Source organism: Paludisphaera soli (assembly GCF_011064595.1).
Taxonomy (GTDB): Bacteria; Planctomycetota; Planctomycetia; order Isosphaerales; family Isosphaeraceae; genus Paludisphaera; species Paludisphaera soli.
In genome coordinates this window covers 1-15,007 of sequence record NZ_JAALJI010000018.1, presented here as the reverse complement: position 1 = coordinate 15,007, position 15,007 = coordinate 1, and the positions used below count along the sequence as shown (strand labels likewise).

Here is a 15,007-nt window from a genome sequence, read left to right as displayed (position 1 = left end):
ATCGAGGGACTTCGCGCCTTACCCGAGCCGCGGCGCGTCCGCCCGCGGCGCGGCTCGAACCTCGCGGCCAGCGACACGGAGGATTGCGAGCAGCTCGAGGTCTGGGCGTATCGCCGATGAATACGACCCTGGCCAAGATCAACATCCGCCTCCGGTTGACCTGATTTCTCCCGAGTTGTGCGGAGAACGGCCGCCGCGTCCCGGCCGACATCGATCCGTCCCTGCCCCGGACCATGTCGTCGGAGCACAGCGCCGCGCCCTGGCGATCGCTCCCGACGACGGTCCCTGAACCCGGCCAGGCACGATCACCACAGCGAAGCCGAGACAGCTCAAGGTCCGACTCCCCCCTTCGTTTGCACGACAGGTTGAGCGAAGATTGACCGCACGGTCGAGTTCAACACATGCGGGCAACCGATTGTCCGGCTTCCTTGGTTCCAAGAACGGCGGAGGAAACACCGATGCTCGCTCGCAACCCCGGCCCGTGTCAGCGCCCTGGCGTCCGAGAGTGGTCGCCCCTGACGCTCGTGATCCTGTGGGCCGCCGCAGTGGCCGCCGAGGGCGCCGGACTGACCGAAGGACGCCTCGGCGGCTCCGACGAGCCGGCCGCCGTCACGGCGGCCGACCCCGAGGGTGAGACCTTGCGCCAGGCCGTGAAGGAGCGTTTCCTCCTGGGCGCGGCCGTCTCGTCCCGACAGCTCGGCGACCCCAAACTGTCGATGCTGGTTGCGGAGCAGTTCGATTCGCTGACCGCCGAGAACGAGTTCAAGCCGATGTCCCTCCAACCGCGGCCGGGGGAGTTCCGCTTCGAGGGCGCCGACCGGCTCGTCGAGTTCGCCCAGAAGAACGGAATGAAGGTGGTCGGACACACCCTCTGCTGGCACAGCCAGGCGCCGCGATGGCTGTTCCAGTCCCAGGACGGCAAACCGCTCCCGCGCGAGGAAGCCCTGGAGAACCTCAAGGCCCACATCGCCGCGGTCGCGGGCCACTTCCGGGGCAAGGTCCTCGGCTGGGACGTGGTCAACGAGGCGATCAGCGACCGCCCGGGGGAATACCTGCGCGACACGCCGGCCCGCCGCGCGATCGGCGACGACTACATCGTCAAGGCGTTCGAGTTCGCCCAAGCGGCCGACCCGAAGGCCGAGCTGTATTACAACGACTACGGCAACGAGAACCCCGGCAAGCTCGAGAGGACGATCCGGCTCATCCGCGAGCTCAAGGCCGCGGGGGTGCGGCTCGACGCCGTCGGGATGCAGGCCCACCTGCGGCTCGACGACCCGGACTCGGCCGATCGGCTGGACCGCGCGATCGAGGCCTACGCCGCCGAGGGGGTGAACGTCATGCTGACGGAGGTCGACGTCGACGTCCTCCCGCGCCGAACCCGGGGCGCGGACGTCGCCATCCGCGAGCAGGGCGGGGCCGACCCCTACACGAACGGGCTGCCCGCGGGAGTCGCCGAGGAGCAGGCCCGATTCTACGGCCGGATCTTTCGGGTCGTGCTGAAGCACCCCGATATCGTGACGCGCGTCACCTTCTGGGGCGCGCACGACGGTGCATCCTGGCTGAACAACTTCCCGGTGCCCCGCCGGACCAACCACCCGCTCCTCTGGGACCGGCAACTTCAGCCCAAGCCCGCGTTCGAAGCCGTCCTCGAAGCCTTGCGCACGCCCTGACTGGGCCTGGACATCCAAACCGCGGCCGCAATTCAGGGGTTTTCCCAACCGGAGGTGCTCCCATGACAGTTGCGTGGTTCGCCTTGCTGCTCCAGGTGCTCCAGGCCGCACCGCCCGCCCAGGCGGACGCCCCGAACGCCGACGCCTCGGTCCCCGCCTCCAGCAACATCCGAGGCGCCGAGTATCCGCGGATCCACCCCGACGGGCGCGTGACGTTCCGGATCAAGGCGCCCGACGCCCAGTCGGTCGTCTTCGGATTCTTCGACGAGCAGCGGTAGCCCGCGGAGAAGGGCGAGGGCGGGGCCTGGACCGCAACCACGAAGCCGCAGGCGCCGGGCTTCCACTACTACCGCGTCTTCATCGACGGCGCGGAGGTCAACGACCCCGGCAGCGAGACGTTCTTCGGGACGGGCAAGATGACCAGCGGCGTCGAGGTCCCGGAGAAGGGCGTCGACTATTACAGCCCGAAGGACGTGCCGCACGGCGAGATCCGCGAGCGCTGGTACTTCTCGAAGACGACCCAGGCGTGGCGGCGCATCTTCGTCTACACCCCGCCCGGATACGACGCCGACCGCGAGACGCGCTATCCCGTTCTCTACCTGCAGCACGGCGGCGGCGAAGACGAGCGCGGCTGGCCGAACCAGGGGCGAGTCGGCTTCATCCTGGACAACCTCCTGGCCGAGGGCAAGGCGCGGCCGATGCTCGTGGTCATGGAGCAGGGCTACGCGCGTCGGCCCGGGGATTCGGCCCCCTTCCCGGGCCCTCCCCGCCCGGCCGCGCCCGGCCAGGCGGCCCCCCCTCGCCCCGACATGGGCCGGATGTTCGAGGTGTTCGAGAAGGTGGTGGTCGACGACCTGATCCCCATGATCGACGCGACGTACCGCACGATCCCGGACCGGGAGCACCGGGCCATGGCCGGGCTCTCGATGGGGGGCATGCAGACGTTCCAGATCGGGCTCAAACACCTGGACCTGTTCGCCTCGCTCGGCGGGTTCAGCGGGGGCGGCGGGGGCTTCGGCGGCATGCCCTTCGACCCGAAGACGGCGCACGGCGGAGTCATGGCCGACGCGGACGCGTTCAACGGCAAGATCCGCCTGCTCTGGCTGGGCATCGGCACGACCGAGCCGGAGCGGATGTACGCCAGCGTGAAGAACTACCACGAGGCGCTCGAAAAGGCCGGCATCAAGCACGTCTACTACGAGTCGCCCGGCACCTCGCACGAGTGGCTGACCTGGCGCCGCTGCCTGAACGAGTTCGCCCCGCTCCTGTTCGCCGCCGCGCCCGCGCCCGACACCGCCGACTCGCCGGCGCAGCCGTGAGGGGCATAACAGGGCTCCAGGCATGAGCCCGCGGGTATGCGTGATACGTCGAGTTGGAACAGGAGGATGAAGATGCGCCCCAGGGTCGCGGCCGCCGTGCTCTCGTTGCTGATCGGGCCCGGCGCGGCGGACCGCCCGCTCGCCCACGCGCAGGAGGTCGGGGACCGGGCCGTCAACCCGATCCTCTGGTCCGACGTGCCGGACCTCGCCGACATCCGTGTCGGCGACAGCTACTACATGAGCAGCACCACGATGCTCGTGAGCCCGGGGCTGCCGATCATGAAGTCGAACGACCTCGTGAACTGGCGGCTCGTCGGCTACGCCTACGACGTCCTCGACGACGAAGACGCGTTGGCGCTCCGGAATGGGAGGAACGCGTACGGGGGAGGCTCGTGGGCGAGCAGCCTGCGACACCACGACGGCACGTTCTACGTCACGACCTTCTCCGGCACCACCGGCAAGACGTACATCTACCGGACCAAGGACCCCGAGGCGGGTCCTTGGGAGAAGACGTCCTTCCGGCCCTCGCTGCACGACCACTCCCTGTTCTTCGAGGACGACGGTCGTGCGTACATGGTCCACGGCGCCGGCAACATCCGCCTCACCGAGCTGAACTCCGACCTCTCGGGGATCAAGCCCGGCGGGGTGGACCGGATCATCGTCCCCAATGCCAGCGCCACGGCCGGCCGCAACATCGGCCTGCCCGCCGAGGGCTCGCAGCTCCGCAAGATCGACGGGAGGTACTACCTCTCGCTCATCACCTGGCCCCGCGGCGGCATGCGCACCCAGCTCACCTTCCGCGCCGACTCGCTGACCGGCCCCTACGAGGGCCGGGTCGCGCTGCAGGACCAGGGCGTCGCCCAGGGCGGCCTTGTCGACACGCCCGACGGCGAGTGGTACGCGCTGCTCTTCCAGGATCACGGCGCGGTCGGCCGCATCCCCTTCCTCGTGCCGGTGACGTGGGAGGACGGCTGGCCCGTCATGGGGGTCGACGGCAAGGTCCCCGCGGCGCTGAATCTCCCCGCGAGCACCCTCGGCGTGCGGGGGATCGTCGGCTCCGACGATTTCGATCGAGGCCCCGGAGATCCGCCGCTCCCGCTCGCGTGGCAGTGGAATCACAACCCCGAGGACGAGCACTGGTCGCTCACCCAGCGCCCCGGGTTCCTGCGGCTGACGACCGGGCGGGTCGACGCCGATCTCCTCGCCGCACGCAATACGCTGACCCAGCGGACCTTCGGCCCGACCAGTTCGGCCGTCGTGACCCTCGACGTGGCCCACATGAACGACGGCGACGTCGCCGGCCTGGCCGCGCTCCAGAGGCGATACGGCTTCGTCGGCGTCAGGGCGACGGGGGATGCGAGGTCCCTCGTCATGGTAATCGCGGAGGCCGACTCACCGACGGAGGTCGAGGTCGCGCCGCTTGCGCAGGACACCGTCTTCCTGCGGCTGGAGTGCGACTTCCGGGGTCGGAAGGACACGGCCCGCTTCGCCTATAGCCTCGACGGCGCGAGCTGGTCCGAGATCGGCAAGCCGCTCCGCATGACCTACACCCTGCCGCATTTCATGGGTTACCGCTTCGCCCTGTTCCAGTTCGCGACGAGGACGCCGGGCGGGTTCGTCGATTTCGACGATTTCCGCATCAGCGACCGGATCGACTCCCCCGAGTGACCGGCCTGATTCGGTCCGAGCCGACATGTCGCCGCACAACCGCTCGGTCGCTCGGGCTGCCGGCACGGCCGGATCCGGGGTGCTGCACGGGGAGCATATGCGGGGCTTCGCGCAAGGGCCAAACCCAGCCGAAGAAGGCCGGGGAAGGGCGGAGGGAGGGGTTGCGCAATCGTGGCATTTTTTTGCGCGGTCGCGGTCTTGTGATCGACCCGGTCGGGGCCTATCGTGCGAGAAAGCCGCGGCTGCGGTCGTGCGATGGGGAAAGCCGCGGGTCCGAGCTTCGCAGATCGAGTCGTGCAGATCGTTCCGTCACCGCGAGGCGCCCGCCCCGCGCCGTCGGCCCTGTCCCTGGCGAGGCCCCTCCCTACCGACAAAAGGCGTAGGTCCAGTCATGAAGAAGTCTACAGGCATGATGGCGTGGCTGGGATGCACGCTGTTGACCGCGGCGGCCCAGGCCAAGGACCAGCCGGCCGTGACCGTGACGGTGCACGCCGACCGCGCCGCCCCGGAGATCAACCCCTACACCTACGGCCAGTTCATCGAGCATCTCGGCCGTTGCATCTACGGTGGGATCTGGGCCGAGATGCTGGAGGACCGCAAGTTCTACTTCCCCGTCACCGCCAAGTACGACCCGTACCGGTCGCTGCGGGACACGGCGTTCCCGGTCGTCGGCGCCTCGCCCTGGGAGATCGTCGGCGCGGCCGACGCGGTGACGATGGTCGGCGAAGGCTCCTTCGTCGGCCGACACACCCCGCGGATCGCCCCGGGCGCCGCGATTCGTCAGCACGACCTGGGGGTCGTGAAGGGCAAGGGGTACACGGGTTACATCTGGCTGAAGGCCCCCGAGGGAGCCGCCCGCGCCGAGGTCGCGCTGGCCTGGGGCGACGGCGACGATCAGCGGCAGGCCGTCCGCATCGACGGGCTCGGCCCCGAGTTCACGCGGCACGAGCTGGCCTTCACCGCCGGGGCCGACACCGAGAAGGCGAAGCTGGAGATCCGCATCGAGGGCGGCCCGGCCCTGATCGGCACCGCCTCGTTGATGCCGGCCGACAACGTCCGCGGCATGCGGGCCGACACCCTGACGCTGCTGAAACAGCTCGGCGGCACGATGTACCGCTGGCCGGGCGGCAACTTCGTCAGCGGGTATGAGTGGCGCGACGGCATCGGCCCGCGCGACCGCCGCCCGCCCCGCCGCAACCCCGCCTGGACCGGCGTGGAGCACAACGACTTCGGGCTCGACGAGTTCCTCGACTTCTGCCGCGAGATCGGCGCCGAGCCGGTCGTCGCCGTCAACACCGGCTTCGGCGACGCCGACTCCGCCGCCCGGGAGGTCGAGTACTGCAACGGCCCGGCCGAGACGATCGGCGGCGGCATGCGGGCGGCCAACGGCCGCGCCGAGCCGTACGGCGTCAAGTACTGGTGCGTCGGCAACGAGATGTTCGGCCCCTGGCAGCTCGGCTTCATGCAGCTGAAGCACTACACGATCAAGCACAACGGGTTCGCCGAGGCGATGAGGGCCGTCGACCCCTCGCTCCAGCTCATCGGCGTGGGCGACCTCGACACGATCAACCGCCGCCACGACCCGGACGAGCGCCGCGGCTGGTCGCGCGGCATGCTCGAGGAGTGCGCCAAGTTCATGAACCTGATCTCCGAGCACTTCTACCGCGACGACAAGGCCAAGGGCGACACCCCCGCGCACGCCCGCCAGCTCGCCGACGCGATCCGAGGCAAGGCCGAGGGGCACCGCAAGCTCCAGAAGGAGCTGGGGCTGACGGGCCGCCGGCCGGTCCCCATCGCCATGGACGAGTGGAACTACTGGCATCGCCCGTACGTCTACGGCGAGCTGGGCTGCGTCTACGACCTGGCCGACGCCCTGGGCGTGGCCACCGGCCTGCACGAGTTCTTCCGCAACTCGGACGTCATTTCCATGGCCCACTACGCCCAGACGGTCAACGTCATCGGCTGCATCAAGACGACGAAGACCGCCGCCTTCTTCGAATCGACCGCTCTGCCGCTGATGATGCACCGCCACCACTACGGGACGATCCCCGTCGAGCTGACCACGGCCGCCGAGCCGGGCGGCCTCGACCTCACCGCCGCCCTGACGGCCGACCGCAAGGCGCTGACCGTCGGCCTGGTCAACCCGACGGACAAGGCCCGCACGGTCCGGCTGTCGGTCGAGGGCGTGACGCCGGCCGAGGAGGGGACCGCCTGGGCCGTCTCGGGCGACTCGCCGTCCCTGCGCAACGACCCAGGCGAGGCCCGCCTGGAGATCGTCGAGCGTCCCCTACGCTTCGACGGCAGCCTGGAGGCCCCGCCTCTGAGCATCACCGTGGTGCGGCTGCCGCTCCGCTGAAAAGTGACGAGGATCGCTCGACCGCATGCGACGACGCCTCGGGCCGCGCGCCCGCGGCGTCGTCGCACGTCGGCCTTCGGCGCGCCTCCCGGCGTCAGGAACGCCCGTCGGTCGGGTCGCTCCGCATCCGGCGGCGGTATCGCGCCGGGGTGGTGCCGAGCGCCTCGCGGAAGACCTGCGACAGGTAGCTGGCGCTCGTGAAGCCGGAGGCCTCCGCCACCTGAGGGATCGGCAGGTCCGTCTCATGCAGGAGCCGCAGGACCCTCTCCAGGCGGACTCGTTGGATCTCGGCGTGGATCGTCCGGCCGACGGACTTGCGGAAGCGGATCTCCAGGGCCCGGCGGGAGATCATCAGGTCGTCGACCACGTCGGCGACGCCGATCGGCTCGGCGGCGCGGTCGTGGATGAAGTGCAGGGCGGCGGCGACCTCCGGGTCGCCCTGGGCCTCGATGTCGCTCGAACGGCGGGTCACGACGTGCAACGGCTCGACGAGCAGGCGGCGCGGGCGGCGGACCCGGCCGCGCATCATGGCGTCGAGCAGGGCCGCCACGCGGTAGCCGCCCGGCTCGGCGTTCAGGGCCACGCTGGAGAGCGGCGGGTCGGCCAGCTCGCAAAGCAGCTCGTCGTCGTCGACCCCGATGACGGCCAGCTCCTCGGGGACGTGCAGACCGGCGTCGCGGCAGGCCTCCAGCACCTCGCGGCCCCGGTCGTCGTTGCAGGCCATGATGCCGGCGGGCCTCGGCAGGGCGCGCAGCCAGCGGGCCAGGGCCGTCTGCTCGCCCCCGCTCGACCGGCCCCCCCGGGGGGCGGGCGGGGAATAGACCAGGGGTTCGAGCCCGGCCTCCCGCACCCGCGCGCAGAAGGCCTCCCGCCGCCGGCGCGACCAGACGCGGCCCGTGACGCCGACGTAAGCCAGGTTCCGGAAACCCCGGTCGAGCAGGTGCTCGGCGGCCATCCGGGCCGCCGCGCGGGAGTCGGACGCCACCTCGCTGAGCCGCGAGAGCGGGTTCTCGGGCCGGAGCTGCTCGTCGGAGAGGTCGAGCACGATGGTCGGCAGCCCGGAACGGAGGATCGCCCGCGCCACGCGGGGCGTCTCGACGCGGGCGATGATCCCGGTGCCGCCCCAGTCCTTCATCCTCGGCAGCATCTGCTCGAAGTCGCCGGGGGTCACGTAGCAGCCCCAGGGTCCGTGCAGCCGCGCATAACGGATGATGCCCCGCAGCAGGTCGCGTCCGAAGCCGCGCGACGTCTCGACCAGCAGGGCGACTCGGGGCGTCTCGGCCATCAAGCGAACCTCCCGGCCCATCGTACGCGACCCGGCGGGGGGCTGCGCGATCGTCGCGTTTTTTTGCGCGAATGCGGCTTGGACGGCCGCGCCACGCCCCGTATCGTATCCGGTGGGTCGTCCGAGCCGAGAGCCTGGAGTGGGGTCGTCGCCATGACGTGGGAACAGCGCTGGCATCCCCTGCGCGAGGAATGGGTGATCGTCGCCGCGCACCGCAACAACCGGCCGTGGACCGGCGAGACGGTCGGCGGCGGGGCGCGGCAGGCGCCCGAGTACGACCCGAGCTGCCCGCTCTGCCCCGGCAACGCGCGGGTCGGCGGGGCGAGGAACGAGGCGTACGAGGGGGTCTTCGTCTTCGACAACGACCTGCCCTGCGTCGGGCCGGCCGCGCCGGGCGAACTCCCGTCGCCGCCGCCGCCTTACCGCAACCGCCCGGCCACCGGGCTGGCGCGAGTCGTCTGCTACACGCCTCGCCACGACCTGAGCCTCGCCGAGCTGGACACCGCCCACGTCGCCGACCTGCTGAGGACCTGGCAGGTCCAGTACCGCGAGCTGGGCGACCGGCCGGAGGTCAATCATGTGCTGATGTTCGAGAACAAGGGAGAGGTCGTCGGCGTCTCGAACCCGCACCCGCACTGCCAGATCTACGCCACGAACTTCGTGTTCAAGACGATCGAGAACGAGGCCGCCACCTGCCTTCGCCACTGGCGGGAGCACCGCCGCGTGCTGATGGAGGACGTCATCGCCGCCGAGCGCGCCGACGGTCGGCGCATCCTCGCGGAGAACGACACGGCCATCGCCTTCCTCCCGTACTTCGCCCGCTACGCCTACGAGACGTTCGTCGTGCCGAAGCAGGCCCACCAGAGCCTCGCCGACCTGTCTCCCGAGGAGGTCCGCGACCTGGCCGCCGTGCTCCACGAGGTGCAGATCCGCTTCGACAACCTCTGGCGGATGCCGTTCCCCTACGTGATGGCCCTGCATCAGGCGCCCACCGACGGCCGGCGCCACGAGGGGTTCCACTTCCACATCGAGTTCCACCCGCCGCTGCGCAAGCCGAACCTGCTGAAATATCTGGCCGGCCCGGAGATCGGCGGCGGCAGCTTCCTGAGCGACACCGCGCCCGAGGAGAAGGCGGCCGAGCTGCGGGCGGTGCCGGCCGTTCATTACGCCCACGCCCACGCCGACGGAGGCGGCCCCGATGCCTGACCCGGCCCGGCACGATCTCGACGACTTCGACGCTCGGATCGCCGGAAGCGGCCTGTTCGACCCCTCCCGCCCCCTGGCCCTTGCCCGGGCGCCGGGCCGGCTCGACGTGATGGGCGGGATCGCCGACTACTCCGGCTCGCTCGTCCTCCAGTGGCCCATCCGCGAGGCGGCCCTGGCCGCGGCCCAGCAGGCCGGAGACGGGACGCTGCGCATCACCAGCCTTCCCGGATCGGCGGGCGGCCCGGCTCGCTCGATCGAACTGCCGGCCGAGATCATCCTGGGCCTGGGCGACTACGAGAGCCTCGATGCGGCCCGCCTGCGGTTCGAGCGCAACCCGGCCGACCACTGGGCCGCCTACGTCGTCGGCCCGATCGCCGTGCTGCTCCGCGAGCGTCCGGGGCTGCTCCCCGATCGGTCGGGCGGCCTGCGGGTGGCCGTGCGGTCGGACGTGCCGGAGGGGAAGGGGGTCAGCTCGTCGGCGGCGCTGGAGGTGTCGGTGATGCGGGCCGTCGCGGGGCTGTTCGGCGTCGAGATCGACGGCGCGGAGCTGGCGCGGCTCTGTCAGGTGGCCGAGAACGTCGTCGTCGGCGCCCCCTGCGGCATCATGGACCAGATGGCCTCCGCGCTCGGCCGGGCCGACCGCTTGCTCGCGCTCCTCTGCCAGCCTGCCGAGGTGCGAGGGTTCGTCGCGGCGCCGCCGGGCGTGGCCTTCTGGGGCGTCGACTCGGGCATCCGGCACGCGGTCGCCGGGAGCGATTACTCCTCGGTCCGCGTCGGGGCCTTCATGGGCTATCGGATGCTCGCGGATCTCGCCGGCCTGGGGCCGATCACGCGGGCCGACGACGGCGTGCTGCACATCGAGGACCCTCGCTGGGGCGGCTACCTGGCGAACCTCGCGCCGGAGGAATTCGCGGCTCGGTTCGAGCCGGACCTGCCCGAGTCGATCACCGGGGCCGAGTTCCTGGCTCGCTACGGGGGGACGACCGACCCGGTCACGCGCGTCGACCCGGCCCGCACCTACGCCGTCCGCCTGCCGACGGCCCACCCGATCGGCGAGAACGCCCGCGTCCGCCTGTTCGCCGAACTCCTGGAGGGCGGGCCGGGGGAGGCGGAACTCCGCGCGATGGGCGATCTGATGGTCGCATCGCACGCGAGCTATTCCGCCTGCGGCCTGGGCTCCGACGGCACCGACCGGCTCGTCGAGCTGGTGCGCGAGGCCGGCCCGGGATCCGGGCTGTATGGGGCGAAGATCACCGGCGGCGGCAGCGGCGGGACGGTCGCCGTGCTCGGCCGGGCCGACGCCGGGGACGCCGTGGCGGGCGTCGCGCGGCGGTACGAGCGGGAGACCGGCCGCGAGGCCTACGTGTTCACCGGCTCGTCGCCGGGGGCCTGCGCCGTCGGGGTGCGGGTGCGGTTCGCCGATCGCGGGATCGAGGAGCGTTGACGTGGCCGACGACCTGAACCTCTCGATGTTCCGGGCCTACGACATCCGGACCCCCTCCGCGCTGTTGACCCCGGAGCTGTCCGGCCGGCTCGCGCGGGCCGAGGCGCGGTACTTCCGCGATGTGCTCGACGCGCCGGGGGTCGTGATCGCCCACGACGCCCGGAGCACCGGCCCGCGCCACCTGACGATGGCCGCGGACGCCTACCGCGACGCCGGCCTGGAGGTTGTCGTCCTGCCGGGCGTCTCGTCGACCTCGCTGTTCTACTACGCGGCCATGCGGCACCCGGACCTGGCCGCCGTGATGTTCGGAGCCTCGCACAATCCGGCCGGCGACACCGGCCGCAAGCTCCTGGCGCCGGGCGTCCTGCCGATCGCCCGCGAGATCGGCCCGGAGGGCGGCCTCGACCGGATCCAGGAGCTTTACCGGGACGACGCCTCGACCCTCGCCCCCCGCCGCGGGTCGATCCGCGCCGTCGAGCTGATCGACGACTACGTCGCCTTCAGCATGGAACTGGCCGGGGTCGAGCCCGGCGGCCTGGGCGGGGTCCGGGTGTTTCAGGACTATTTGTTCGGGGCCGCCGGCCGCGAGATGATGCTCGCGTTCGGCCGGGCGGGGGCCGAACTGGCCCCGCTGCACTTCGCCGCCGACGGCGCCTTCCCGCTCGGCGACCCCAACCCGGTCAAGCGGGACGTGATCGCCCCCGGCCTCGCCGCGATGCGCTCCTCCGGCGCCCTGCTCGGGATGTTCTTCGACGGCGACGGCGATCGGCTCGACGTCTACCGGGGCGACGGGACGTACCTGTCGTCGAGCTTCGTCTACGCGGCGATCATGCCGGAGATCCGCCGCCGGCACCCCGGCGAGGGGCTGGGGGTTTTCGCCGATTTGAAGTCGAACCCGCTGGCGATCGTCGAGATGGCCCGGTGCGGGGTGGCCGTCGACGTGATCCGCAACGGCCACTCGCAGATCAAGGAGAGCCTGGCCCGCGACCCGGCCCGGTTCGGGGCCGTGGAGGAGTCGGCGCACTTCTATGAGGCCTTCCCCCTCGACGGCGGCCGGTATTGCACGGAGAATACGCTCGCCTTCGCCCTTCGGGTCGCCCGCGTGTGGGGAGAGGCCCCGGAGCGGTTCGAGCGGCTCTTCGAGATCCAGGGGACCACGGCGCGCGAGCGGGAGTGGGGCTACAAGTTCCCCGACGACGCGAGCCGGGCCGCCGCCCTCGACGCGGTCCGCGAGAGCTTCGAGGGGCAGGGCTTCCGCTCGCTCTCGCGGATGAAGAACGGCATGGACCTCGAAGCCACCCTCATGCGCTGGGGCCTTCCGCTGGACGTCGACGAGCATACGCAGCTCGCCGACGACTGGCTGCAGGTCTGCCAGCGGATCTCGCAGAGCGAGGACGGCCTGGCGCGGTGGGAGGTCTCCGGGGCGACGCCCGAGCTGGTCGCGCATGTCAAGCGGCGGATCGCCGCGGGCGTCGCGGGGTACGGGGCCGGGTCGGAATACCAGGGCTGATCGGGATACGGCTTGCGGCGCCGCGGACATGCGGCCGCCTGGCTTCACCGGAGACTGCCGATGGAAACGCTCGACTGGATCATGATCGGCGGCTACTTCGCCCTGCTGCTCGGGGTGGCCTGGTGGGTGATCCGCCAGGGGCGCGACACGGCCGACGACTACTTCCTCGCCGGGCGGGACCTCGGCTGGTTCGTCGTCGGGACGTCGATCTTCGCCTCGAACATCGGCAGCGAGCACGTCGTCGGGCTGGCCGGCTCGGGGTTCACCGACGGCGTGGCGATGGCCCACTACGAACTGCACGCCTGGTGCCTGCTGGTGCTGGGCTGGGTGATGGTGCCGTTCTACATGCGGTCGATGGTCTACACGATGCCGGAGTTCCTGGAGAGGCGGTTCTCGGCGTCGTCGCGCTACCTGCTCTCGGCGGTGTCGCTGATCGCCTACATCCTGACGAAGATCGCCGTGGGGATCTTCGCCGGGGGCGTCGTCTTCGCCACGCTGACGCCCGAGTTGGAGGTCCGCCTCGGCGGGTTGACGCTCAACAGCTTCTGGGTCGGCTCGGTCGGGGTGATCGTGCTGACGGGCGTCTACACGACCCTCGGCGGCCTGCGGGCGGTCGCCTACACCGAGGCGCTGCAGACGATCATCCTCGTGCTCGGCTCGGTGCTGGTGACGTTCTTCGGCCTGCGTGCGCTGGGCGGCTGGGGGGAGTTGCGGGAGATCGCCGGACCGGAGATGTTCAACCTCTGGAAGCCGCTGGTGCCGGCCGGCGTGGAGGGCACGTGGCGGCCGGTCCTCGAGCGGGCCGCCGACGGGCAGGTCGTCCGCCAGGCCTGGTACTTCAACGGCAACTACCCCTGGCTCGGCATGCTCTTCTGCGCCCCGATCACCGGCCTGTGGTACTGGTGCACCGACCAGTACATCGTCCAGCGTACCCTGGGCGCCCGCAACGAGCAGCAGGCGCGGCGAGGGAGCATCTTCGCCGCGTTCCTGAAGCTGCTGCCGGTCTTCATCTTCATCATCCCGGGGATCATCTGCTTCGCCCTGGCGGCGAGCGGCCAGAACGCGGCGCTCCAGCAGGCGATGTTCCGCGACGGCGAACTCATCCGCGAGCAGAGCCAGGCGGCCTTCCCGCTGATGGTGCAGCACGTGCTGCCGGTCGGGGTGCGGGGGATCGTCGTCGCCGGGTTGCTGGCGGCCTTGATGAGCTCGCTGGCGGGCGTGTTCAACGCCTCTTCGACCCTCTTCACGATGGACCTCTACCAGAAGTTCCGGCCGCGCGTCACCCAGGCCGAGCTGGTGTGGGTCGGCCGGCTGGCGACGGGCGGGATGGTCCTGATCGGCCTGGCCTGGGTGCCGGTGATCCAGGGTGCCCGCGGGCTGTACGACTATCTCCAGGGCGTCCAGGGCTACCTCGCCCCGCCGATCTTCGTCGTCTTCTTCCTGGGGGTGTTCCTCCCGCGGCTGAACCACAAGGGGTGCCTGGCCGCGCTGCTGACCGGGTTCGCCCTGGGGATGTTCCGCCTGCTGGTCGACACGCCGATCTCGCTGAAGCTGTCCGGCTACGAGCAAGGGTATACCGAAGGCTCGTTCCTCTGGATCGTCAACAACATCTACTTCCAGTACTACAGCCTCCTGATCTTCCTGATCAGCGCCGCCGTCCTGGTCGTCGTCAGCTACGCCACCGCCCCGCCGGACTCGTCGCGGATCGAAGGGTTGACTTACGCCACGGTCAATGTGGAGGACCGGCGCCGGTCGCGGAGCAGCTGGAACTGGGTCGACGTGGTCGCGTCGGTCGGCGTGCTGGCGGCCATCTTGATCGCCTACCTGTACTTCACCCGTTGAGCCGATCGCCGGCGAGGGGCGCTCGTCCGCCCCTCGTTGCCCCGCGGGCCTTCCCCCTTTCGAGGAGTCGTTCGACGCGACAAGGGCCGTCCCCGAGGCGATTGAGATGGTTTGAGCCACCGGTGGCCTCTCACCCGACCCGCCTCGGCTCGCCTCCGGTCACGCGAGGATCTCGCGGACCACCCGGCCGTAGACGTCGTTCAGGCGGAAGTAGCGGCCGGAGTAGCGGTAGGTCAGCCGCTCGTGGTCCAGGCCGAGCAGGTGGAGGATTGTGGCGTGCAGGTCATGGTAGTGGACCTTGTCCTCGACCGCCGCGAATCCGAACTCGTCGGTCCGGCCGTGCGCGATCCCCCCCTTCACGCCGCCGCCGGCGAGCCAGACCGAGTACCCCTCGGGGTTGTGGTCGCGGCCGTCCGTCCCCTCGGTGTAGGGCGTCCGCCCGAACTCGGCGCCCCAGAAGACCAGCGTGTCGTCCAGCAGGCCGCGTGCTTTCAGGTCGGCGAGCAGCCCGGCGATCGGCAAGTCGACCGCCCGAGCGATCTTCTCATACGGTATCTATTTAGATCCTATCTCATTAGGCCGGCGGCGCGGTGGGTGATGTACGCGCATGCGAAGTGCAGCATCGCCTCGTAATTCTCCGCCTTCTTCTCCCACCGGATCAGCAATCGGCGGAAGCGATTCATCCAGCTATGCGTCCGCTCCACGAC

The 15,007-nt window shown here is 70.7% G+C and carries 10 protein-coding genes and 2 pseudogenes; 9 read left to right on the top strand and 3 right to left on the bottom strand.

Features of this window, described 5'->3' with window-relative positions; translation table 11 throughout:
* Positions 1-458: 458 nt before the first annotated feature.
* The 5 genes from G6O68_RS20565 (at position 459) to G6O68_RS20545 (ending at position 7,013) form a co-directional block, all read left to right on the top strand.
* Positions 459-1,670: an endo-1,4-beta-xylanase gene (locus G6O68_RS20565; RefSeq protein WP_165250526.1), complete on the top strand. Its 1,212-nt coding sequence runs from the start codon at positions 459-461 to the stop codon at positions 1,668-1,670.
* 62 nt (positions 1,671-1,732) lie between these two features.
* Positions 1,733-1,948 (top strand): hypothetical protein, encoded by a 216-nt coding sequence (locus tag G6O68_RS20560; protein ID WP_165250525.1) that lies wholly within the window; start codon positions 1,733-1,735, stop codon positions 1,946-1,948.
* A gap of 138 nt (positions 1,949-2,086) precedes the next feature.
* Positions 2,087-2,989 carry an alpha/beta hydrolase gene (locus G6O68_RS20555; protein WP_165250524.1) on the top strand — a complete coding sequence of 301 codons (903 nt, stop codon included), beginning with the start codon at positions 2,087-2,089 and terminating at the stop codon, positions 2,987-2,989.
* A 66-nt stretch (positions 2,990-3,055) separates the two neighbouring features.
* Complete coding sequence (locus G6O68_RS20550) at positions 3,056-4,657, top strand: glycoside hydrolase family 43 protein (RefSeq protein ID WP_390625387.1); 1,602 nt, start codon at positions 3,056-3,058, stop codon at positions 4,655-4,657.
* Between the two features lie 391 nt (positions 4,658-5,048).
* On the top strand, positions 5,049-7,013 hold the full coding sequence (locus tag G6O68_RS20545) for an alpha-L-arabinofuranosidase C-terminal domain-containing protein (RefSeq protein WP_206108163.1): 1,965 nt from the start codon (positions 5,049-5,051) through the stop codon (positions 7,011-7,013).
* A gap of 94 nt (positions 7,014-7,107) precedes the next feature.
* Here G6O68_RS20545 and G6O68_RS20540 read toward each other — a convergent pair whose 3' ends face one another.
* Positions 7,108-8,298 carry an AraC family transcriptional regulator gene (locus G6O68_RS20540; RefSeq protein WP_165250522.1) on the bottom strand — a complete coding sequence of 397 codons (1,191 nt, stop codon included), beginning with the start codon at positions 8,296-8,298 and terminating at the stop codon, positions 7,108-7,110.
* A gap of 153 nt (positions 8,299-8,451) precedes the next feature.
* On the opposite strand from G6O68_RS20540, the gene galT reads away from it, so the two are divergent.
* Genes galT through G6O68_RS20520 form a run of 4 tightly spaced genes read left to right on the top strand, consistent with a single transcriptional unit; the run spans position 8,452 to position 14,300 of the window.
* Positions 8,452-9,504 (top strand): galactose-1-phosphate uridylyltransferase, encoded by a 1,053-nt coding sequence (gene galT, locus G6O68_RS20535; RefSeq protein WP_165250521.1) that lies wholly within the window; start codon positions 8,452-8,454, stop codon positions 9,502-9,504.
* Entirely contained in the window at positions 9,497-10,948 is a 1,452-nt protein-coding gene (locus G6O68_RS20530) for a galactokinase (protein ID WP_165250520.1), read from the top strand. The genes galT and G6O68_RS20530 overlap by 8 nt, the downstream gene beginning before the upstream one ends.
* A gap of 1 nt (position 10,949) precedes the next feature.
* Entirely contained in the window at positions 10,950-12,458 is a 1,509-nt protein-coding gene (locus tag G6O68_RS20525) for a phosphoglucomutase (RefSeq protein WP_165250519.1), read from the top strand.
* A 60-nt stretch (positions 12,459-12,518) separates the two neighbouring features.
* Positions 12,519-14,300 carry a sodium:solute symporter gene (locus G6O68_RS20520; RefSeq protein WP_165250518.1) on the top strand — a complete coding sequence of 594 codons (1,782 nt, stop codon included), beginning with the start codon at positions 12,519-12,521 and terminating at the stop codon, positions 14,298-14,300.
* Between the two features lie 159 nt (positions 14,301-14,459).
* Here G6O68_RS20520 and G6O68_RS20515 read toward each other — a convergent pair.
* Positions 14,460-14,849: pseudogene (locus G6O68_RS20515) on the bottom strand (DUF1501 domain-containing protein); the annotation flags it as partial.
* 17 nt (positions 14,850-14,866) lie between these two features.
* Positions 14,867-15,007: pseudogene (locus G6O68_RS20510) on the bottom strand (IS5/IS1182 family transposase); the annotation flags it as partial.